This window comes from Rhodoferax sp. (genome assembly GCF_014859475.1).
Lineage (GTDB): Bacteria > Pseudomonadota > Gammaproteobacteria > Burkholderiales > Burkholderiaceae_C > Rhodoferax.
The window spans coordinates 1-19,430 of the sequence record NZ_JACUUE010000016.1; the positions used below are offsets into that span (position 1 = coordinate 1).

21 protein-coding genes and 1 tRNA gene are annotated in these 19,430 nt (G+C 62.5%); 10 read left to right on the forward strand and 12 right to left on the reverse strand.

Annotated features, from left to right (window positions below; all coding sequences use genetic code 11):
* Positions 1-41 precede the first annotated feature (41 nt).
* From IBX54_RS02790 to IBX54_RS02825, 8 genes are all read left to right on the forward strand, one after another.
* Positions 42-2,033, forward strand: a complete 1,992-nt coding sequence (locus IBX54_RS02790; RefSeq protein ID WP_296541136.1) for a monovalent cation:proton antiporter family protein — start codon at positions 42-44, stop codon at positions 2,031-2,033.
* Between the two features lie 58 nt (positions 2,034-2,091).
* On the forward strand, positions 2,092-2,646 hold the full coding sequence (locus tag IBX54_RS02795) for an adenine phosphoribosyltransferase (protein WP_296541137.1): 555 nt from the start codon (positions 2,092-2,094) through the stop codon (positions 2,644-2,646).
* Between the two features lie 23 nt (positions 2,647-2,669).
* A complete protein-coding gene (locus IBX54_RS02800) occupies positions 2,670-2,945 on the forward strand; it encodes a DnaJ domain-containing protein (RefSeq protein ID WP_296541138.1) in 276 nt (91 codons plus the stop codon).
* Between the two features lie 26 nt (positions 2,946-2,971).
* The gene (locus tag IBX54_RS02805; protein ID WP_296541139.1) at positions 2,972-3,541 is read left to right on the forward strand and encodes a hypothetical protein; all 570 of its coding nucleotides are present in this window, start codon (positions 2,972-2,974) and stop codon (positions 3,539-3,541) included.
* 317 nt (positions 3,542-3,858) lie between these two features.
* Positions 3,859-4,608 (forward strand): hypothetical protein, encoded by a 750-nt coding sequence (locus IBX54_RS02810; protein WP_296541140.1) that lies wholly within the window; start codon positions 3,859-3,861, stop codon positions 4,606-4,608.
* A gap of 60 nt (positions 4,609-4,668) precedes the next feature.
* Positions 4,669-4,926 (forward strand): hypothetical protein, encoded by a 258-nt coding sequence (locus IBX54_RS02815; protein ID WP_296541141.1) that lies wholly within the window; start codon positions 4,669-4,671, stop codon positions 4,924-4,926.
* 34 nt (positions 4,927-4,960) lie between these two features.
* Positions 4,961-6,178, forward strand: coding sequence for a hypothetical protein (locus IBX54_RS02820; protein ID WP_296541142.1), 1,218 nt, complete (start codon positions 4,961-4,963; stop codon positions 6,176-6,178).
* Positions 6,179-6,204: 26 nt separating this feature from the next.
* Positions 6,205-6,292 (forward strand) — tRNA-Ser (locus IBX54_RS02825).
* A 9-nt stretch (positions 6,293-6,301) separates the two neighbouring features.
* Here the strand turns inward: IBX54_RS02825 and pyrC are convergent.
* From pyrC to IBX54_RS02850, 5 genes are read right to left on the reverse strand one after another with little or no spacing between them, the layout of a single operon-like run.
* Positions 6,302-7,333 carry a dihydroorotase gene (gene pyrC, locus IBX54_RS02830; RefSeq protein ID WP_296541143.1) on the reverse strand — a complete coding sequence of 344 codons (1,032 nt, stop codon included), beginning with the start codon at positions 7,331-7,333 and terminating at the stop codon, positions 6,302-6,304.
* Positions 7,330-8,304 carry a LysR substrate-binding domain-containing protein gene (locus IBX54_RS02835; protein ID WP_296541144.1) on the reverse strand — a complete coding sequence of 325 codons (975 nt, stop codon included), beginning with the start codon at positions 8,302-8,304 and terminating at the stop codon, positions 7,330-7,332. The genes pyrC and IBX54_RS02835 overlap by 4 nt, the downstream gene beginning before the upstream one ends.
* Positions 8,305-8,352: 48 nt before the next feature.
* Positions 8,353-8,958: a hypothetical protein gene (locus IBX54_RS02840; protein ID WP_296541145.1), complete on the reverse strand. Its 606-nt coding sequence runs from the start codon at positions 8,956-8,958 to the stop codon at positions 8,353-8,355.
* A 56-nt stretch (positions 8,959-9,014) separates the two neighbouring features.
* Positions 9,015-9,239, reverse strand: a complete 225-nt coding sequence (locus tag IBX54_RS02845; protein WP_296541146.1) for a hypothetical protein — start codon at positions 9,237-9,239, stop codon at positions 9,015-9,017.
* A gap of 9 nt (positions 9,240-9,248) precedes the next feature.
* A complete protein-coding gene (locus IBX54_RS02850; RefSeq protein WP_296541147.1) occupies positions 9,249-10,256 on the reverse strand; it encodes an aldo/keto reductase in 1,008 nt (335 codons plus the stop codon).
* Here IBX54_RS02850 and IBX54_RS02855 point away from each other — a divergent pair.
* On the forward strand, positions 10,255-10,773 hold the full coding sequence (locus tag IBX54_RS02855) for a hypothetical protein (protein ID WP_296541148.1): 519 nt from the start codon (positions 10,255-10,257) through the stop codon (positions 10,771-10,773). The two genes, IBX54_RS02850 and IBX54_RS02855, sit on opposite strands and share 2 nt — an antisense overlap.
* A gap of 11 nt (positions 10,774-10,784) precedes the next feature.
* On the opposite strand, the gene IBX54_RS02860 is transcribed toward IBX54_RS02855, so the two are convergent.
* Positions 10,785-12,626 carry an ABC transporter ATP-binding protein/permease gene (locus IBX54_RS02860; RefSeq protein WP_296541149.1) on the reverse strand — a complete coding sequence of 614 codons (1,842 nt, stop codon included), beginning with the start codon at positions 12,624-12,626 and terminating at the stop codon, positions 10,785-10,787.
* A gap of 44 nt (positions 12,627-12,670) precedes the next feature.
* On the opposite strand from IBX54_RS02860, the gene IBX54_RS02865 reads away from it, so the two are divergent.
* Positions 12,671-13,117: an acyl-CoA thioesterase gene (locus tag IBX54_RS02865; RefSeq protein ID WP_296541150.1), complete on the forward strand. Its 447-nt coding sequence runs from the start codon at positions 12,671-12,673 to the stop codon at positions 13,115-13,117.
* Here IBX54_RS02865 and IBX54_RS02870 read toward each other — a convergent pair whose 3' ends face one another.
* The 6 genes from IBX54_RS02870 to IBX54_RS02895 all read right to left on the reverse strand — a co-directional run bounded on the left by IBX54_RS02870 (position 13,118) and on the right by IBX54_RS02895 (position 19,366).
* Positions 13,118-13,606, reverse strand: a complete 489-nt coding sequence (locus tag IBX54_RS02870) for a thioesterase family protein (protein WP_296541151.1) — start codon at positions 13,604-13,606, stop codon at positions 13,118-13,120. It lies immediately after the preceding gene.
* A gap of 27 nt (positions 13,607-13,633) precedes the next feature.
* Entirely contained in the window at positions 13,634-14,173 is a 540-nt protein-coding gene (locus IBX54_RS02875) for a TlpA disulfide reductase family protein (protein WP_296541152.1), read from the reverse strand.
* Positions 14,163-14,927, reverse strand: a complete 765-nt coding sequence (locus IBX54_RS02880; RefSeq protein ID WP_296541153.1) for an enoyl-CoA hydratase — start codon at positions 14,925-14,927, stop codon at positions 14,163-14,165. Before IBX54_RS02880 ends, IBX54_RS02875 begins: the two co-directional genes overlap by 11 nt.
* Before the next feature lie 162 nt (positions 14,928-15,089).
* Positions 15,090-16,286 (reverse strand): acetyl-CoA C-acyltransferase, encoded by a 1,197-nt coding sequence (locus tag IBX54_RS02885; RefSeq protein WP_296541154.1) that lies wholly within the window; start codon positions 16,284-16,286, stop codon positions 15,090-15,092.
* A gap of 152 nt (positions 16,287-16,438) precedes the next feature.
* Positions 16,439-18,880, reverse strand: a complete 2,442-nt coding sequence (locus IBX54_RS02890) for a 3-hydroxyacyl-CoA dehydrogenase/enoyl-CoA hydratase family protein (RefSeq protein ID WP_296541155.1) — start codon at positions 18,878-18,880, stop codon at positions 16,439-16,441.
* Positions 18,881-18,991: 111 nt separating this feature from the next.
* Positions 18,992-19,366, reverse strand: coding sequence for a DUF2147 domain-containing protein (locus IBX54_RS02895; protein ID WP_296541161.1), 375 nt, complete (start codon positions 19,364-19,366; stop codon positions 18,992-18,994).
* Between the last annotated feature and the right edge of the window lie 64 nt (positions 19,367-19,430).

Genomic DNA, 19,430 nt, shown 5'->3' on the forward strand with positions numbered 1-19,430 from the left:
ATGCCGCATCAAGTGCGCTTTCTACTTGGTAGTATCAGGGGGTGAACCCACTCGACTTAACCCTGTTGTATTTGCTCGCCGCCGTGCTTGGCGTGGTGGGCTGCCGCTATCTCAAACTGCCGCCCATGCTGGGCTACCTGGCGGTGGGCGTGGTGATCGGGCCGAACGCACTGGCGCTGGCCAAGAACGCCGACGGGGTGCGTCATCTGGGCGAATTTGGCGTGGTTTTCCTGATGTTCGTGATCGGGCTGGAGTTCAACCTGCCCAAGCTGCGCTCCATGCGCAGCCACGTGTTTGGCCTGGGCTTGTTCCAGGTGGCGCTGACCATGCTGGTTACCACGGCGGCCAGCATGGCGTTTGCCCTGATGGCGCCGACCCATTGGGGCATGGACTGGCGCACCGCGCTGGCCCTGTCCAGCGCCATGGCCATGAGCAGCACGGCGATTGTGGTCAAGCTCATGAGCGAACAGCTGGAGATGGAGACCGAGCACGGCAAGCGCGTGATGGGCGTGCTGCTGTTTCAGGACTTGGCCGTGGTGCCGCTGCTGGTGCTGATTCCGGCCTTGAGCGCCTCGCCCGAGCAGATGGTCGAAACGCTGGCCTGGGCCTTGTTCAAGGCCACCGCGTTGATCACCCTGCTGATGGTGGGCGGGCCGCGCATCATGCGCTGGTGGCTCACGCTGGTGGCGCGGCGCAAGAGCGAGGAGCTGTTTGTGCTGAACCTGCTGCTGGTCACGCTGGGGCTGGCCTGGCTGACCGAACTGGCTGGCCTGAGCCTGGCGCTGGGCGCGTTCATTGCCGGCATGCTGATTTCAGAGACACAATTCAAGCACCAGGTGGAAACCGACATCCGGCCGTTTCACGATGTGCTGCTGGGCTTGTTTTTCATCAGCATCGGCATGATGCTGGACTGGCGCCTGGTGCTGGAGCGCTGGCCGCTGGTGCTGTTGCTGGTCACGGTGCCAGTACTGTACAAAGCGGTGGTTGTCACCTTTCTGACGCGCGCCCTGGGATCAAGCATGGGCGTGGCCTTGCGCACCGGGCTGTATCTGGCGCAAGCGGGTGAATTCGGCTTCGTGCTGTTGACGCTGGCGCAGGCCAACCAACTGGTGCCGCCTGAATTGCTCAACCCGATTTTGGCGGCGATGGTGTTGTCGATGCTGGCCACGCCGTTCATCGTCATGCGCAGCAACCAGATTGTCATGAAACTCGTCAGCAACGAGTGGCTGATGGAGTCGGTGCAGATGACCAGCATTGCGCGCAAGTCGATCAAGGCCAACAAGCACGTGATCATTTGCGGTTACGGCCGCTGCGGGCAGAATTTGGCGCGCATGCTCGACAAGGAAGCCATTCCCTACATTGCGCTCGACCTCGATCCCGACCGGGTGCGCCAGGCCGCCGCCGCCGGCGACTCGGTGGTGTTCGGCGATGCCGCCCGACCACAGGCGCTGATGGCCGCCGGTCTGGCGCGTGCCAGTGCGGTGGTGGTCACCTATCTGGAAACCCCCAGCGCCATGAAGGTGCTGGCGCACATCAAGGAGCACGCGCCGCAAGTGCCGGTGGTGGTGCGCACCCAGGACGATCATGATCTGGAGGCGCTGCGCCACGCCGGCGCCACCGAGGTGGTGCCCGAAGCCATCGAAGGCTCGCTGATGCTGGCCACCCACGCACTGGCGCTGGTGGGCGTGCCCACGCGCCGCGTGATCCGCATCGTGCAGGAGCAGCGCGATGCCCGTTACAAGCTGCTGCGCGGCTTCTTTCGCGGCGCCGATGATGGTGCGGTGGATGAGTTGCAGCAAGAGCGCCTGACTTCGCTCAACTTGCCGCTCACAGCCAGGTCGGTTGGCCGTACCCTGGGCAATCTGGATTTGCCCGCACTGGAGGTGCGGCTGGTCAGCCTGCGGCGCGACAACGGGCGGGCGATGCCGCTGGTGGACGATCTGGTGTTGATGGCGGGTGATTCGCTGGTGCTCTCGGGCCAGGCCGACGCGTTGGAGCAGGCCGAGCGCGCACTTCTCAAGAGCGGCTTTTGAACGCACGAACGCCTGCGTAGCGGGGCACAATATGGCCTTTGATTGATCTGGACCACTTATGCTCAATGTCAGTGTCACCGACTACCTGCGCGCGCACATCCGCACCGTGCCTGACTGGCCCGCGCCCGGCGTGCAGTTTCGCGACATCACGCCGCTGCTGCAAGACGCCAAGGTGTTCCGCGTGCTGATCGATGCCTTTGTGCACCGCTACATGGACCCGGCGCGCCGCCCCGACGTGGTGGCCGGGCTCGATGCGCGCGGTTTCATTCTGGGCGCCGTGGTGGCTTATGAACTGGGCCTGGGCTTTGTGCCGATCCGCAAAAAAGGCAAGCTGCCGTTCACCACCGTCGAAGAGACCTACGAGCTGGAATACGGCAGTGCCACGGTCGAGCTGCACACCGACGCCGTCAAGCCGGGCCAGCGCGTGCTGCTGATCGACGACCTGATCGCCACCGGCGGCACCATGTTGGCGGGCAAGAAACTGCTGGAGAAACTGGGCGCCGAGGTGACCGAGGGTGCCGTGATCGTCGATTTGCCCGAGCTCGGCGGCTCCGACAAACTGCGCGCCACCGGCCTGCCACTGTTCACCCTGGTTGATTTTGCGGGCCACTGACCCCACGCTTGCCGAGTCGCCAAATGAAAGACCATTACGCCGCCCTGGGCCTGCGCCCGTCCGCCACCCTGGCCGACGTCAAAAAAGCGTTTCGCCAGCAGGCCGCCATTCACCACCCCGACCGCAACAGCGCCGCTGATGCCGCCGCGCGCTTTCGGCTGGTGCAGACGGCCTACGAGGTGCTGTCGGACCCGGACAAGCGCAAGGCTTATGATGACAACCGCCAGCGCAACCTGCTCGACAGCCCGCTCGACACCGCCCGCGCCATTTGGCAAGATTACTTCAGCCGCATTGTTTGATGCCACATCCCATACCCGAGAACACCATGAGCATGTCCGCTTTTTTCCGCGCGCTGCGCACGTCCTACCAGGCCGAGATCGACGACCTCACCTTTGACTCGGAGGGCCGCAATGTGCTGCGCCAGCGCCTGCTGGAAAAGCGCGGCCAGATCACCTTCCTGAAGCAGATGATCGAGCTCAGCCCCGAGATGGTCGCCGTGATTTTTCATGGCGGCTTTCACTTTGAAGAGCCGGCGGTGATGGAACAAGTGCTGACCCTGGAGTCTGACGAATTTCCCGACTGGCGCAGCTTGGGCGGCGCCGTGCAGTTGACCCCTTGGGCACAGGAACTGGCTGACGCCTTGCTGCCTGAGCCGCAGGGCGACTGGTTCATGGTGGTGGCGGCTGCGCTCGAGTACCTGTATCACCGGCCGTCGCCGCATCATCATGAGGGTGCTGCCCATGAAAACCACGCTCTCGAGCCCGAAGGCGAGCATGGCGCGGTGCGTCGGCAAGGGCACGCCGACGAGTTTGACAAGGATGGCGAGCAGCGTTATGACCATGAAGAATCCAGCGCCGACTGGCTGGAAGAACACGGCTTTGACCGCAAGGACTAAATCATGACGCAAATGTCACTCAGAGTCCTGAACGGTCTTGTCATTGCGAGGAGCGCAGCGACGCGGCAATCCATGCATTCAAGGGACCATGGATTGCCACGCTTCGCTTTCCATGAACACCCCCGTCATTGCGAACGAAGTGAAGCAATCCATGTCCCCGGACTGCATGGACTGCCGCGCTACGCTCGCAGTGACGAAGTCTCTGTTCAAGGTCCGTGTGCGGTATCGGGCCGGATACGGGGGGCTCGCAATGACGAGGCTATTTCAAGCTAACGAATCTCATCCGCATCACCTCATTGATACCACAGGAACCCTAAATGCAGCATTTGGCCTTGATTGAAAAAACCCAGTCCCTGATTGCCGCCGGCGACATCGTGGGCGCCGAGTCGGCGCTGGTCGAACTCGCCGACCGCGAGGGCGACGGCGCGCTGATGGAGGTGCTGGAACAGTTGCCGCCCAAGGACGTGCTGGCGGTGATCCGCGAGTACGACGGCTCGCGCGCCTCCATCATCAATCTGATGCTCACGCCCGAGCAGTTCGCTCGTGCCGTGGTCATAGAAAAACAATACCGCGACCTGACCCGCAGCCATTTGCGCGGCATGATGAATTCGGTCATCTTCCGTGACGGTGCCGACGCGCTGGCCTTCCTCAACGCCATTGGCGACCTCGAAGGCGGCGCCGAGGCGCTGGCCGACTATTTTGAAGAAAAGTGGAGCCGCATCGAGGCGTTTGCCCGCACCGGCACCTTCGATACCGTTGAGGACGACGGTGCCCTCCTGTCGGAAGACGACTTGCGCGCCAACGCCTATGCCCGTGCCCGCCTGGATCAGGACGAGGTAGCCGACGCCGACTGGATGCAACTGGCCTGGCTGTTGCGCTACGAAAACCCTGACCTGTTCATTGAAATGCTGCTGGTGCTGCGCGCCAAGGCCCGCGCTTTTGCACTGGGTCAGGATGAAGAAGCGCAGGATGAAGAAGATGATGATGGCAAGTTCGAAACCAGCGCCACCGACCGCGGCCAGGCCACCCCCGCCGCCATCGACCCCGACGAAGAATCTGCCATCTGAAATTCATGAACGCCATGTCTTACGCCGTCACTGCAAGGCGCGTCCGCGACGCGGCAGTCCATGCAGCCGGAAATCATGTATTGCTTCGCTGCGCTTTCCATGAAAAGTCCGGTCATTGCAACAGTAGCCGTCATTGCGAACGAATTGAAGCAATCCATCTCCCCGGACTGCATAGACTGCCGCGCTGCGCTTTCCATGAACAGCCCCGTCATTGCGAACGCAGTGACGCAATCCATGCACCCGGAAGTCATGGATCGCCGCGCTACGCTCGCGATGACGAGGTCTCTGTTCAAGGTCCGTGTGCGGTATCGGGCCTGATTCGGCGGGCTCGCAATGACGAGCAAGGACCAATATGACGCAGCCCAGCCCTGAAGCCACGCATGGTGTGTCGCTGTTCGACGCGCGGCCATTTTTTGAAAAGGCCGTGGTTTATGGTGTGCAGCACGGCCTGCTGGACCAGGTCAAACTGGATGCCATGGCCGAGGAGGCGGCCAAGGGCATGGTGCAGATTGCGCGCTATTTTGGCAGTGAGTATTTGCGCCCCGAGCTTGAAAAAGCACGCGACCGGCTGGTCAACCTGGTCAGCCTGCATTTGCAGGATGCCAGCGGCGGCGACCTGCGCGTGGCCGCCGAACTGCTGCGCGACCACACCCTGCTGTCGCGTTCCAAGGCCGGCTCCGACCTGCTCAAGGCGCTCATCGTGATGCCGCAAAACAGCCACTTCGGCATGAACGAACGCGGCGCTTTCAGCGACCGCCACTTGCCGCAACTGGCGCGCTGGTCATTGGCCAGTTACGCCGACTACCAGGCCGAGTTTCGGGGGCGCCAGCACGCCGTGCAGGTGGTCGAGGCAGCGCTTTGGTGCGCCGACCAGTTGGGCCTGTCTGCCGACGACCTGCAAGACGCCGAGCCCGATGCCGAGGCGGTGATCCGCACCGCCTTGCTGCTTGCCATGGCGCGGCGCAAGGAGCTGCCAGATTGGGTCGCGTTTGAAAAATTGATCCATGCGCTGCGCAAAAAACAACCGGCGCCCGGGCTGTTGACACTCCCCAAGAACCTGCCCCAGGCTTACCATGCGGTGGTGGAGACGGTGCGCCAGTCGGTGCTGGCAGACTGGCCGCGCTTGCTCGACGCACGCCTGGCACCGCGCAAGCTGTTCGACCAGATGCCTGCCTTCATGGGCCGCTATTTCTGGCTTGAAGACGCCTTGAGCGAAGTCGGCCAGCACGACCGCAACCGCTCTGCCGCCTGGGACAAGCTCACCCAGGGCCACAGCGACGACGGCACCGTGCTCACGCTGTGCCTGTGCGTGGCGGCCGGCAGCGCGCCCAAAACCCTGTTCACCGACAAGAGCGCCGCCACGCTGGTGCGCAAAATCCGCAAACACGGCTGGCAGCCGGAGCTGGCCACCCAGTACCTTCAAGCGCACGCGCCGGAGCAGCACCAGGACGACCTCATCAGCCTCTGGCAGGATTTTGTGTATGAGTCGCAGGCCACCCTGACGAGCGATCGCGACAGCCGGCTGCAAGATGCCCTGGCGTTGCTGCGCCGCGAATGCAACGTAGCTTGATTTGCCGGGTTAGAATCCAGCCCGCTGGAAGCGTGGCAGAGTGGTCGATTGCACCGGTCTTGAAAACCGGCAACCCGCAAGGGTTCGTGAGTTCGAATCTCACCGCTTCCGCCACTATCAAATTCAAATCACCCGCCACCCCAATGTCTCACCCGCGCCCAGCGGCTTGAGTTCGGCTTCACCAAAGGCGAAATGTTCCGGCACGGTCCAGGTCTCGCGTTTTAAGGTGAGTGTGCCGGTATTGCGCGGCAGGCCATAAAAATCAGCACCAAAAAAGCTGGCAAAAGCCTCCAGTTTGTCGAGCGCGTCCATCCCGTCGAACGCCTGCGCGTAAAGTTCCATCGCCGAGAAGGCCGTGTAGCAGCCGGCGCAACCGCTGGCGTGCTCTTTCAGGTGCACCGGGTGCGGCGCGCTGTCGGTGCCGAGGAAAAACCTGGGGTTGCCGCTGACCGCAGCGGCCAACAGGGCCTGGCGATGGCTTTCACGTTTCAGGACGGGCAGGCAGTAGTAATGCGGGCGAATACCGCCGGTAAAGATGGCGTTGCGGTTGTACAGCAGGTGGTGCGCGGTGAGCGTGGCCGCGGTAAAGCGGTCGGCCTCGGCCACGTAATGCGCCGCCTCGCGCGTGGTGATGTGCTCAAACACAATTTTGAGCTCGGGAAAATCACGGCGCAGCGGGATCAGCTGGGTGTCGATGAAGACCGCCTCGCGGTCAAACAGGTCGATCTCTGGCGCGGTCACCTCGCCATGCACCAGCAGCGGCACGCCCAGGCGCTGCATGGCTTCGAGTGTCGGGTACGTCTTGCGCAGCTCGGTCACGCCGGCGTCGCTGTTGGTGGTGGCGCCAGCCGGGTAGAGTTTGACGGCAACGATGCCGGCCTCCCGGGCGCGGGCAATTTCATCGGGCGGCAGTCGGTCGGTGAGGTACAGCGTCATGAGCGGCTCGAAGGCTGCGCCGTGCGGCACTGCGGCCAAAATGCGCGCCTTGTAGGCAAGCGCTTGCGCAGTGGTGGTCACCGGCGGGCGCAGGTTGGGCATGATGATGGCACGGCCAAACTGGGCCGCGCTGTGCGGCACCACCGTGCTCAGCGCGGCGCCGTCGCGCACGTGCAGGTGCCAGTCATCGGGGCGGGTCAGAGTCAGGGTCTTGATCATAAAGAACCGCCGTGAACCAGCAGGTAGTCCCACAGCGCTTGTGCGTTGTGCTTGGGGTTGTCTTGGGCTTGCCGAGCAGCTTGGCTGCCGGGTTTGCTCGCTTCACGGTGGGCGGGGCGTTCGCGGTAGGCGCGCACTTCCATGGTGATGCTGAGGTCTTTGAGCTCGGGCGGCGCGGCGTTGACCAGTTTGTGGGCACGCAGATCCTTGCGCACTGCGCTCAGGGGTAAAAAGGCCACGCCGTGACCTTCCAGCGCCATGGCTCTGAGGCCTTCGGCCATGTCGGTCTCATAGACCCGGTCAAAGTGGATGGGCGCGCTGCTGTGCTTCAGGATCAGTTCCACCATCTGGCCCAGATAGGCGCCTTGCGCGTAGCCGAGGTAGGGCAGCGGGTGGCCCGCCTTGCCGGGCAGTTTGAATAATGGGTTGCCGTGTTCGTCAGGCTTGGCATAGGGCGCCACCGTTTCTTCGCCCAAGCTCACCATTTCGTAGCGGTCGGCGTCGAGCTGGTTGGGCTGGGACGGGTGGTGGTAGGCAATCAGCAGGTCGCAGCTGCCCTCCACCAGGCGCATCACGGCATCGTGCACATTGAGCGCGATCAGGCGGCTTTTGATGGGGCCAAAACTGGCGCGCAGGGCCGTCACCCAGGCCGGGAAGAAGGTGAATGCCAGCGTGTGCGGCACGGCAAACTCGATCACGTCCTGCGCCGTTGTGGCGTGGCCGCGCAGCATCGCGCGCGTGGTCTGCAGCGCCTGCAGCACTTCCAGCGCCTGGTCGTGCAGCGTTTCGCCAGCCGGCGTCAGGCGTGTGGGGTAGCTGCTGCGGTCCACCAGGTCGGAGCCGGCCCAGGCCTCCAGCGACTGGATGCGGCGCGAAAACGCCGGTTGCGTCACATGGCGCAACTGCGCCGAACGGCTGAAACTGCGGGTTTCGGCCAAACTGACAAAATCTTCAAGCCATTTGGTATCCATGGGGCCAGATTGTCACTCAGAGCGGCGGCTTGATAGGGGCGCTGCCACTCAATTTTCGATTAACTGGCCATAAGCCTGGCGGGTGGATGGCGCCACTGCCGCCAGCACTTGGGCATAAGCGGTCTGGTGGCGCGCCAGCAGGCGCGTCGAGGCGACCATTTTTGAGCGGCAAAACCAGTGGCAACTGTGCTGCATCAGCATCAGCTCGGCCGACAGCGTGAAGGCTCTGCGCTTGCGTGCCAGGGCAGGGCTGTTTTGGCACGCCTGGGTGATGCCATGGGCGTGCACGCTGAGCAATTTGCGCAGGTCCAGCGTGGTGGTGGGGACATATTGCGCGACAAAGGGCAGGGCCAGCGGTAGGCGGCTCAAGCGGGCCTGCGGCTCGGGCACCTTGGCAAACTCCAGCACAAAACGGTTGAACTGTTCGCACAGCGTTTGCTCTGCTGTGGCCAGATGTCGCCAGACCTGGTCCTGGCGTTGTTCGTCGGCCTCACCCAGTGCGCGCTGGTAGCCGCTGAGCACATCCTGCATCAGTTTTTCAATCTGAAATTGCCCCAGGTAGCTGCCGAGCAAGGCAATGCGCTGGGCTTGCTCGCGCGTTTTGAAAACTTGCAAGGCAATGGCCAGCAGGGTTAAGACAACAAAAATATCCATGGGTGAGTCAAATAGAGAAACGGTCGATCTGAGTGTAGTGGGCGAGGCTGATCCAGTTATTGATCCAGGTAAACCAGCGCCGCGCGAATGCGCGCAACGGTGTCTTCCAGCGGGGCTTTTCTGGACACCTCCAGCCCGAGCTGGCGCGCAATGTCATTGATGCGCGCAGGATTCAGCGGCAGGCCGCCGGCGTCGATGGCGGCAATCAGCTGCGCCGCCTGCTGCGCGGCCGACAGCGGCTCCTTGCGACGGGTCAACAGCTTGACGAACCTGCTCAGCATCAGCAAGTTTCAGCACAAGCGCGCCCGGCCGGTGGGCGGATAGACCGGGTCGGTGTAGCCCGGCGTGGAGGGGTGGCCGGGCTTGACCAGGCTGTCCACCAGCGCCTCGTCCTCGGGGGTGAACACGTAGTCGAGTGCGGGCAGGTAGTCTTGCCACTGCGTGAGCGTGCGCGGCCCGGCGATGACCGAATTGATCACCCGGTTGGCCAGCACCCAGGCGGTCGCAAATTGGGCCAGGCTGATGCCACGGCTTTCAGCATGCCCCTTGAGCTGTTGTGCAATCAGCAGCGACTCCTCGCGAAACTCGGTTTGTGCGATGCGCGTGTCGCCACGGCCAGCGCGGCTGCCGGGGTCGGGCACTTGGCCCGCCAGGTATTTGCCGGTGAGCACGCCGCGCGCCACCGGGCTGTAGGGCACCACGCCAATGCCGTAATGCGCGCAGGCCGGCAGCACCTCGACCTCGGGCATGCGGTTGAGCAGGTTGTAGTAGGGTTGGCACACCACCGGCCCCGGCATACCCAACTGCGCAGCCAGATGCACCAGCTCGGCAATGCGCCAGCCGCGAAAGTTGGACACCCCCCAATAGCGAATCTGGCCGGCGCGCAGCATGGCGTCGAGCGCGCGCAAAGGCTCTTCCAGGCTCATGCCGTCAAAGTCGCGGTGCAGGTACAAAATATCGACGTAATCGGTTTGCAGGCGCGCCAGCGAAGCCGCCACTTCGCGCAGCATCCAGCTGCGCGAATAGTGGCCATCGTTGACCCGCTCCGACATGGCGTTGCCCAGTTTGGTGGCCAGTACCCAGTCGTGGCGCTGGCCCTTGAGCAGTTGGCCGACCATGGTTTCCGAGCCGCCTTTGCTGTACACGTCCGCCGTGTCAATGTAGTTCACGCCGCGGGCATGGGCATTGGCCACGATGCGGCCGGCCTCAGTCAGCGCGGTCTGGTCGCCAAACATCATGGTGCCGAGGCACAGGGCTGAGACTTTCAGATTGCTTTGGCCAAGATTGCGGTATAGCATGAGCGCCTTTGAGTGGAAATGGAAAGGGTTCAAGTCTATGTCAACAGCAATGCGCATGAAATCCGGACCTCTGAAATCGGTGCTGGTCGCGGCGGTTCTGGTCGGTTCGGTGGTCGCTATGGCCGGCAAGCCTGAATGGGCCGGACAAGGTGGTCCGAAGCAGCAAAAAGCCCAGCAGCAGGTCAAACAAGAAATCCGGATCGGCGGCTATTTCCGGGATGAGCAACGCCAGGCCGCGTCGCGCTATTACGGGGCGCTGCAGGCAAAGGGGAGTTGCCCGCCAGGTCTGGCCAAGAAAAACAATGGCTGCATGCCGCCCGGCCAGGCAAAAAAATGGTCCATCGGACAGCCGCTTGCAACCTCCGTCATCCAGTACCCGGTGCCCAAAGGCGTCATTGTGCAAATTGGACTGCCGCCATCAGGTTACAAGTACGTGCGTGTCGCCAACGATATTTTGCTGGTGGCATTGGGGACCATGATGGTGGTGGACGCCATCGAGGATTTGATGCGGCAATGAGCGCCCCCCGCTCACTCGGCTGACTGCTGCAGCGCCCACATCTGCGCATAGCGGCCGTTTGCCGCCAGCAGCGCCGCATGGGTGCCGCGCTCGACAATGCGGCCGGCTTCCAAGACCAGGATTTCTTGCGCATCAACCACGGTGGACAGGCGGTGCGCAATCACCAGCGTGGTCTTGTTTTGCGCCACGCTTTGCAGCTCGGCCTGGATGGCGCGCTCGTTGGCCGAGTCCAGCGCTGACGTGGCTTCGTCAAAAATCAGGATCGGCGGGTTTTTCAGCAGTGTTCGGGCAATCGCGACGCGCTGTTTTTCACCGCCCGACAATTTCAGGCCGCGCTCGCCTACCGTGGTGTCATAACCCTTGGGCGTGGCGGCAATAAAGCTGTGGATGTGCGCCGACCTGGCCGCCTCGATCACTTGCTCGCGGGTGGCACCGGGCTGGCCGTAGGCAATGTTGTATTCGACCGTGTCGTTGAACAGCACGGTGTCTTGCGGCACGATGCCAATGGCTTGCCGCACGCTGGCCTGCGTGACCTGTTTGATGTCCTGCCCGGCAATCAAAATCTGGCCGCTTTGCACGTCGTAGAAGCGAAACAGCAAGCGCGCCAGCGTCGATTTGCCCGAGCCCGAGGGCCCGACCACCGCCACCGTCTTGCCCGCCGGAATGTCAAAGCTGATGTCTTGCAATATGGGCCGCGCCGGGTCGTAGGCAAAGTTCACCTGCCTGAACGCCACGCTGGCATTGTTGGCGCTCAGCGCCAAGGCGGGCGCGCCCGGCACATCGGCAATTTCGCGCTCGCGCTCCATCAGGGTGAACATTTTTTCCAGGTCGGTCAGGCCCTGCTTGATCTCGCGGTACAGCACGCCCAGAAAACCCAGCGGAATGTAGAGCTGAATCATGAAGGCGTTGACCATCACCAGGTCGCCCAGCGTCATGCGGCCATCGACCACGCCCTGGGTGGCGCGCCACAGCATCAACACCAAGCCGGCGGCAATGATGAGCTGCTGGCCGGTGTTGAGCAGGCTCAAGGTGGATTGGCTCTTGAGCGCGGCCTTGCGGTAGCGCTCCAGGTTGTCGTCGTAGCGTTTGGCCTCGAACTCCTCGTTGTTGAAATACTTGACCGTTTCGTAGTTCAGCAGCGAGTCGATGGCGCGGCTGTGCGCGGTGCTGTCGAGCTCGTTCATCTGCTTTCTGAAATGGGTGCGCCATTCGGTCACGACGATGGTGAATGCAATGTAGAGCACGAGTGCCGCCACCGTGATCCAGGCAAACCACAGGTCAAATTTGACCGCCAGAATGCCCAGCACCAGCGCCACCTCGATCAACGTCGGGAAAATGCTGTAGAGCGAGTAATTGATGAGCGAGTGCACGGCGCGGGTGCCGCGCTCGATGTCGCGCGTCATGCCGCCGGTCTGTCGTTCCAGGTGAAAGCGCAGGCTCATGGCATGCAAATGCCGGAACACCTGCAGGCTGATGGCGCGCGAGGCGCCCTCGGTGGCCTTGGCAAAAATCAGCTCGCGCAGTTCGGCAAACAGCGTGGTGGACAGGCGCAGCAGTCCGTAGGCCACCAGCAGACCCAGCGGGACCACCAGCATGGCCTGGGCGCCCAGTTCGCCCTTGGGATTCATGGTGTCGATCAGCTCTTTGAGCAGCAGTGGCACGCTCACGTTGGCCAGCTTGGCACCCACCATGAAGGCCAGCGCCGCGATCACGCGCCACTTGTACTGCCACAGGTACGGGAACAGGCGTTGCAGGGTGGCCCAGTCGGAGCGTGGTGGTGCCGGCGTTTTACCGGCACTTGAGGTTTCGTCCGAAGCGACTCCGGTGGTGTAAGCAGATGAATGGCGGCGCATGGGGGACAATATTGAGAAGAACTTCGTAACCAAGGATTGTGCCCATGTCTGCAAACACTTTTGATAGGCCGGCCAGTGCGGGCAAAAACAGCCCGGTCAACGTGCCCTTGCCGACAGACGAGCAGCTGGTGCTCAAGGTGATCCCGATGCCGCGCGATGTCAATGCCAATGGCGATATTTTTGGCGGCTGGGTGATGGCGCAGGTGGACCTGGCCGGCGCCGTGATCGCATCGCCTTATGCCGAAGGTCGCATGGCGACGGTGGCGGTGAACGAGTTCATCTTCAAGCAGCCGGTGCGGGTGGGCGACATTTTGTCGTTTTTCGGCAAGCTGGTGCGCATTGGCCGCACCTCGATCACGGTCAAGATCGAGGTCTATGCCGAGCATTTTCGCGCGCAGGGCAAATACACCAAGGTGACCGAAGCATCGCTCACTTATGTCGCCATCGACGACCAGGGCAAGCCGCGCGAAGTGCCCAGGCCAGCCGCCTGACTACGACACGATATAAGCCGCCGAGCCGGTGGATAGCAGCCGGCCGTCGGCACCCATAAACTCCATGCGCGTGGTGGCCACGCGTGAGCCCAGGCGCATCACTTCGGCGCGCAACTCGAACCGCTCGCCAATGCCGGGGCGCAGGTAGTCAATGCGCAGGTCGATGGTGCCGAGCTTGGCAAAGCGCTGCAGGCGCTGCGTCGGCGACTCGTCCATGTGGCGCGCGCCAATCGCCGCCATCACCGCAAGGCCGCCCAGAGCGTCGAGGCTGGCGCTGATGACGCCACCGTGGATGCGGTTGTAGGCGTAATGGCCGACCAGTTCGTTGCGCATGTCAATGCGCGCCTTGACCCGGGTCGGGGTCACCTCGCTGATCTTCAAGCCCAGCATGCGGTTGAAGACGATCATTTCTTCGAAAATATTTTTGACGCCAGCAATGAACTCGTCTTCAAACTGGATATCGGCAGGGGGTGTCAGGCGGTGGGGCATGGTTTGATTGTCACAGACTGCAACGGCTCACTTGAGTAAAAGGGCGCTATTAAACGCATGACGGATCAATTGCTGCGCTTGCGGGCTGTCCCATTCGCGCGCACCGACGATTTTGTTCAGCACCCGGCCACTGGCATCCACCAGCACCGTCAACGGCAGGCGGTCGGCGCCCAGCATGTGTTCGAGCTCCAACTCGCGGTCGATGTAATGGTTCAGCGTGGCCTTGCTCTTGCGCAGAAAACCCTTGGCGGCCTCGGGATAGTCATCGGTGGAAATGCCGATGACATTGAATTGCTGGCCCAGGTCGCTCCAGGCCAACCGCTCCAGTGAGCCCATTTCCTGGATGCAGGGCGGGCACCAGCTGGCCCAGACGTTGATGATCAGGGGTTTGCCGCGAAAAGCCGACAGTTTTTGGTCAGGGCCGTTGAGCCCGCGCATCGTGGCTTCGCGCAGCACACCGCCCACGGGCACTTCGCCGGGAGTTTGGGCTTGAACAGGGGTGCCAAGGGCCAGTCCCAGCACCAGCGCGACGGCGGCAAATACGGTACGCACTGAATTAAAAGGCACTGAAATCAGGCTTGCGCTTTTCCATGAACGCGGAAAAAGCCTCCTGCGCGGCGGGCTCGGCCAGCATTCGGCCAAACAGCGTGCCTTCTTCGGCCATGCGCTGCGCCACCAGATCGGCTTGCCCCTGCTTCATCAGGCGCTTGCTGGCAAGCACCGAACGCATGGGTTTGGCGGCCAGTTTTTGCGCCTGGCGCCGGGCCAGCGCATTGACCTCGGTGGGCGGCACGATGCGGCTGATCAGGCCCATTTCCAGCGCCGCCTCGGCCAGGAACGGCTCGCCCAGCAGCAGCGCCTCGGCGGCGCGGCCGTAACCCATGCGCTGCGGCGCCAGCAGGCTGCTGGCGGCTTCAGGGCACACGCCCAGGTTGACGAACGGCATCGAAAAAGCAGCGTTGTCACCGGCATAAACCAGGTCGCAATGGAACAGCATGGTGGTGCCAATGCCCACCGCCGGGCCGCACACTGCCGCCACAATGGGTTTGGTGAAGCTGCTGATGGCGCGCATGAACCGAAACACCGGCGCGTCCAGCGTGGTGGGCGGCGTTTGCAGAAAGTCGGCAATGTCGTTGCCGGCGCTGAAAATGGTTTCGTGGCCCTGAATTACCAGCACCCGCACTGCCGGGTCGGCCTGCGCCTGGTCCAGCACATCGGCCATGCCAGCGTACATGGCTGCGGTGAACGAGTTTTTCCTGGCTACCCGGTTCAGGGTGAGGGTGGTGACACCATCGGCGGTGTCGATCAAAAGGTCAGTCATGGGGATTCCTGGATAAGTGTCACGGGTGCAAGTCAAGCCTCGGTAGCATCGTCATTGCGAGCGAAGCGCGGCAATCCATGACTTCCGGGTGCATGGATTGCTTCACTTTGTTCGCAATGACGGGATCGTTGGCGATGACGGGCTGACTTGTCGTATTTTGACTCAAACGCGCTCAAAGATGCCGGCCGCGCCCTGGCCCATGCCGATGCACATGGTGACCATGCCGTATTTGCCTTGGGTGCGTTGCAGCCCGTGGATCACGGTGGCGGCACGGATGGCACCGGTGGCGCCCAGCGGGTGGCCCAGCGCAATGGCGCCGCCCATCGGGTTGACCTTGGCCGGGTCCAGCCCCAGTGTGTTGAGGACGGCCAGACTCTGCGCGGCAAAGGCTTCGTTGAGCTCGATCCAGTCGAGCTGGTCAAGCGTCAAGCCGCCGTTTTTCAGGGCCGCGGGAATCGCCTCGATCGGGCCGATGCCCATGAACTGCGGCGGCACCCCCTTGGCGGCAAAACTGACAAAACGCGCCAGCGGTTTAAGGCCAAATTGCTTGACCGCTTTTTCACTGGCCAGAATCAGCGCACCAGCACCGTCCGAGGTTTGTGAACTGTTGCCCGCCGTGACGGTGCCACGCGCAGCAAACGGGTTTTTCAGCTTGGCCAGGCCTTCGAGCGAGGTATCGGCGCGCGCGCCTTCGTCGAGCGTCACCACGCGCTTTTTCTCGATCACTTCGCCGGTGGCCAGGTTGGGTGAGCGGTCGGTGACTTCGATGGGCGTGGTCTCGGCGCTGAAATAACCCGCTGCTTGCGCGGCCAGCGCGCGCTGGTGCGACTGCAGCGCAAAGGCGTCCTGTGCGTCGCGGCTGACCTTCCATTGGGTGGCAACCTTTTCGGCCGTCAGGCCCATGCCGTAGGCGATGCCGATGTCTTCGTCGCGCTCGAACATCAGTGGCGAAAAAGATGGCGCGTTGCCGGTCATGGGCACCATGCTCATGCTTTCAACGCCAGCGGCAATCATCACGTCCGCCTCGCCCACGCGAATCCGGTCGGCCGCCATCTGGATCGCCGTCACGCCCGAGGCGCAAAACCGGTTGATGGTGACGCCGCCCACGCTCACCGGCAAGCCGGCCAGCACCGCACCAATGCGGGCAATGTTCAGGCCCTGCGGCCCCTCGGGAATGGCACAGCCGCAGATGATGTCTTCAATGGCGGCGGGGTCCAGCCCCGGCGCCTGGGCCAGCGCCGACTGCAGCACCTTGACCAGCAAATCGTCCGGCCGCGTGTTGCGAAAGTAGCCGCGGTGCGATTTGCCAATGGGGCTGCGCGTGGCAGCGACGATGTAGGCTTCTTGAACTTGTTTCATGGTGACTCTCTTTGCATCTGTTTGAAGATAGGGGGACGTATCCGGCTTGTCATTGCGAGCGCAGCGCGGCAATCCAGGGGTTGATGGATTGCCACGTCGCTGCGCTCCTCGCAATGACCAATAACACTTTGGTAGGCATTAAAAAATGCGTGTCAATTTCTCACCGGTTTGCCGTTTTGCATCATGCCCATGATGCGTTCCTGCGTCTTGGGGTTGCCCAGCAAGGTGCCAAACGCCTGGCGCTCCAGCGTCATCAGGTAGTCTTCATCGACCAGGCTGCCGGCATCGACGTCGCCGCCGCAGACCACCCAGGCGATCTGGCAGCCGATGAAGTAGTCGTAGGCGCTGATGAAGCCGCCGTCGCGCATGTTGACCAATGAGCCCTTGATGGTCGCCAGGCCGCTGCGCCCTGCCACCGGGAACTGGCGCTTGAGCGGCGCGCGGTAACCGCTGTCGAACATGGTACAGGCCTCATTCAAGGCAACAAACAGCAGCTCGTCCTTGTGCGGCACGATCACGTCGCTGTCGAGCAGGTAGCCCAGTTTGCGTGATTCCAGCGCGCTGGTGCCGACTTTGGCCATGGCGGCTGCCGTGAAGCCCTCGGTCAGGAAAGGCAGCAGGTCTTTGCCGGTCGAACGCGCTGCATTTTCGGCCGCGCGTCGGGCAATGTAGGCAAGGCCACCGCCACCGGGCACCAGACCCACGCCCACCTCGACCAGGCCAATGTAGCTTTCCATGGCCGCCACACGTTTGGCGGTGTAGGCGGCCAGCTCGCAGCCGCCGCCCAGCGCCAGGCCGCGCACGGCACAGACCACCGGCACGTTGGCGTAGCGCAGCTTCAGCATGGCCTGCTGCATCTCCAGTTCGGCTTGCGCAATGGCTTTGACGCCGCCCGTCATGAAGGCGGGCAGCATGGCCTGCAGGTCGGCCCCAGCCGAGAATACTTCGTCGTTGGACCAGATCACCAGACCCTTGTACTTTTCTTCGGCCAGCGCCAGGCCCTGCAACAGGCCGGCGATCACGCCCGGGCCAATGGCGTGCATCTTGGTCTTGATGCTGGCAATCACCACGCTGCCCGAGGCGCTGCTTGTGTCGTCGTCGAGCGTCCACAGGCGGATGGCATCGTCCTCGAACAAGGTGGTGCCGGCCTTGGCGGCAGTGGGTGCTTGCGCGCCGAGCACACTCTCGGGAAAGTGCTGACGGGCATACACCGGCAATTGGCGCACCGGCACAAACTGGCCGGTGCTCGGGTTCCACGAGCCCTGCGGCGTGTGTACACCACCCGCGTCGGCCACCGGGCCCTTGAACACCCAGTCGGGCAGCGGCGCATTGCATAGCGCCTTGCCCGCGTCGATGTCTTCTTTCACCATGTTGGCCACGCTAAGCCAGCCGGCTTCCTGCCACAGCTCGAACGGGCCCTGCTTCATGCCAAAGCCCCAGCGCATGCACAAATCAATGTCGCGCGCGTTGTCGGCAACATTGGCCAGATGCACGGCGGCGTAATGGAAGGCGTTGCGCAAGATGGCCCACAAGAATTGCCCCTGCGCGCCTTCGCTGTTGCGCAACATTTGCAGGCGCTCGGCGGCGGGCTTTTTCAGCATGCGGGTATAGACCTCGTCGGCCTTTTCACCGCCCGGCACATAGGTTTTGGAAGCCAGGTCAAAGCGCAAGATGTCGCGGCCGACCTTCTTGAAAAAACCCGCCTTGGATTTTTGACCCAGGTGGCCCATTTCCAGCAGGGTTTTGAGCACTTCGGGGGTGGCAAAGCTGGCGTAGAACGGATCAAATTTGCCGACTCCTGCTGCGGCGTCTGCACTCAGCGTGTCTTGCAGCGTCTTGATGACATGGGCCATGGTGTCCAGCCCCACCACATCGGCGGTGCGGAAGGTGCCCGAGCTGGCGCGGCCGAGTTTTTTGCCGGTCAGGTCATCGACCACGTCGTAGCTCAGGCCGAAGTTTTCGACCTCTTTCATGGTGGCGAGCATGCCGGCCACGCCGACCCGGTTGGCGATGAAGTTGGGCGTGTCCTTGGCGCGCACCACGCCTTTGCCCAGTGCGCTGGTGACAAATGCCTCCAGGTTGTCAAGAATGTGCGGCTCGGTGGTGGGCGTGTTGATCAGCTCCACCAGCAGCATGTAGCGCGGCGGGTTGAAGAAGTGAATGCCGCAAAAACGCGGTTTGATTTCCTCGGGCAGCACCTCGCTGAGTTTGGTGATGGACAAGCCCGAGGTGTTGGACGCGACGATGGCGTGCGGCGCGACAAAGGGCGCAATTTTTTTGTACAGGTCGAGCTTCCAGTCCATGCGCTCGGCAATGGCTTCGATCACCAGGTCGCAGTCCCGCAGCAGTTCCATGTGCTCTTCGTAGTTGGCCTGCTGGATCAGCGCGGCATCTTCGGCCACGCCCAGCGGTGAAGGCTTGAGCTTTTTCAGCCCATCCACGGCGCGGCTCACAATGCCGTTTTTAGGACCCTCTTTGGCCGGGAGATCGAACAGGATCACCGGCACTTTGCAGTTGACCAGGTGCGCCGCGATTTGCGCGCCCATTACACCGGCGCCGAGCACGGCGACTTTTTTGACATTGAAACGTGACATGTTTTTCCTAGCTATTTCGTTTGATCAACATCGTCCCTGCGAGCGTTGCTTGGCAGTTCAGGCATTCAGGATGCATGGACTGCTTTACTGCGTTCGCAATGACGGACAAGCTCATTGAACCCGCACCCAGGTCTGGGTGCGGCCAAAGAAGGCGATGGAGCCGCGCACCTCAAGTTTTTTGCCACCTTCGATCGGGGTCATGCGCAGGGTGTAGTTCTTGCCGTTTTCCGGGTCGAGAATCTTGCCGCCTTCCCATACTTCCTTGCCTTGCGCCTGTTTGGCGCCACGGATGATTTCCAGGCCCAGCATGGGTTTGTCCTTGCGGTCGTCGCTGCATTGCGTACACAACCTTTTTTGGTCGGCATCCTTGCGCAAGAGTTTGTCGATATGGCCATTCAGCACGCCGCCAGTGTCAGTGATCACGATCAGGCTTTTGAGTTCACCGGTTTTTTCATCTGTGCTGTGCCAGCTGCCGACCGGCGTCATCTGCGCCTGGGCAGCGGTGATCGTCAGCGTTGCGGCAGCAACTGTCAGCAGGTGCCTGAGGATT

What these genes read in the sequence shown, in the direction of transcription:
- IBX54_RS02795 (WP_296541137.1), top strand. Translation starts at nt 2,092, where the DNA reads ATGCTCAATGTCAGTGTCACCGACTACCTGCGCGCGCACATCCGCACC.
- IBX54_RS02800 (WP_296541138.1), top strand. Translation starts at nt 2,670, where the DNA reads ATGAAAGACCATTACGCCGCCCTGGGCCTGCGCCCGTCCGCCACCCTG.
- IBX54_RS02805 (WP_296541139.1), top strand. Translation starts at nt 2,972, where the DNA reads ATGAGCATGTCCGCTTTTTTCCGCGCGCTGCGCACGTCCTACCAGGCC.
- IBX54_RS02810 (WP_296541140.1), top strand. Translation starts at nt 3,859, where the DNA reads ATGCAGCATTTGGCCTTGATTGAAAAAACCCAGTCCCTGATTGCCGCC.
- IBX54_RS02815 (WP_296541141.1), top strand. Translation starts at nt 4,669, where the DNA reads ATGCAGCCGGAAATCATGTATTGCTTCGCTGCGCTTTCCATGAAAAGT.
- IBX54_RS02820 (WP_296541142.1), top strand. Translation starts at nt 4,961, where the DNA reads ATGACGCAGCCCAGCCCTGAAGCCACGCATGGTGTGTCGCTGTTCGAC.
- pyrC (WP_296541143.1), bottom strand. Translation starts at nt 7,333, where the DNA reads ATGATCAAGACCCTGACTCTGACCCGCCCCGATGACTGGCACCTGCAC.
- IBX54_RS02835 (WP_296541144.1), bottom strand. Translation starts at nt 8,304, where the DNA reads ATGGATACCAAATGGCTTGAAGATTTTGTCAGTTTGGCCGAAACCCGC.
- IBX54_RS02840 (WP_296541145.1), bottom strand. Translation starts at nt 8,958, where the DNA reads ATGGATATTTTTGTTGTCTTAACCCTGCTGGCCATTGCCTTGCAAGTT.
- IBX54_RS02845 (WP_296541146.1), bottom strand. Translation starts at nt 9,239, where the DNA reads ATGCTGAGCAGGTTCGTCAAGCTGTTGACCCGTCGCAAGGAGCCGCTG.
- IBX54_RS02855 (WP_296541148.1), top strand. Translation starts at nt 10,255, where the DNA reads ATGAGCGCCTTTGAGTGGAAATGGAAAGGGTTCAAGTCTATGTCAACA.
- IBX54_RS02850 (WP_296541147.1), bottom strand. Translation starts at nt 10,256, where the DNA reads ATGCTATACCGCAATCTTGGCCAAAGCAATCTGAAAGTCTCAGCCCTG.
- IBX54_RS02860 (WP_296541149.1), bottom strand. Translation starts at nt 12,626, where the DNA reads ATGCGCCGCCATTCATCTGCTTACACCACCGGAGTCGCTTCGGACGAA.
- IBX54_RS02865 (WP_296541150.1), top strand. Translation starts at nt 12,671, where the DNA reads ATGTCTGCAAACACTTTTGATAGGCCGGCCAGTGCGGGCAAAAACAGC.
- IBX54_RS02870 (WP_296541151.1), bottom strand. Translation starts at nt 13,606, where the DNA reads ATGCCCCACCGCCTGACACCCCCTGCCGATATCCAGTTTGAAGACGAG.
- IBX54_RS02880 (WP_296541153.1), bottom strand. Translation starts at nt 14,927, where the DNA reads ATGACTGACCTTTTGATCGACACCGCCGATGGTGTCACCACCCTCACC.
- IBX54_RS02885 (WP_296541154.1), bottom strand. Translation starts at nt 16,286, where the DNA reads ATGAAACAAGTTCAAGAAGCCTACATCGTCGCTGCCACGCGCAGCCCC.
- IBX54_RS02890 (WP_296541155.1), bottom strand. Translation starts at nt 18,880, where the DNA reads ATGTCACGTTTCAATGTCAAAAAAGTCGCCGTGCTCGGCGCCGGTGTA.
- IBX54_RS02895 (WP_296541161.1), bottom strand. Translation starts at nt 19,366, where the DNA reads ATGACGCCGGTCGGCAGCTGGCACAGCACAGATGAAAAAACCGGTGAA.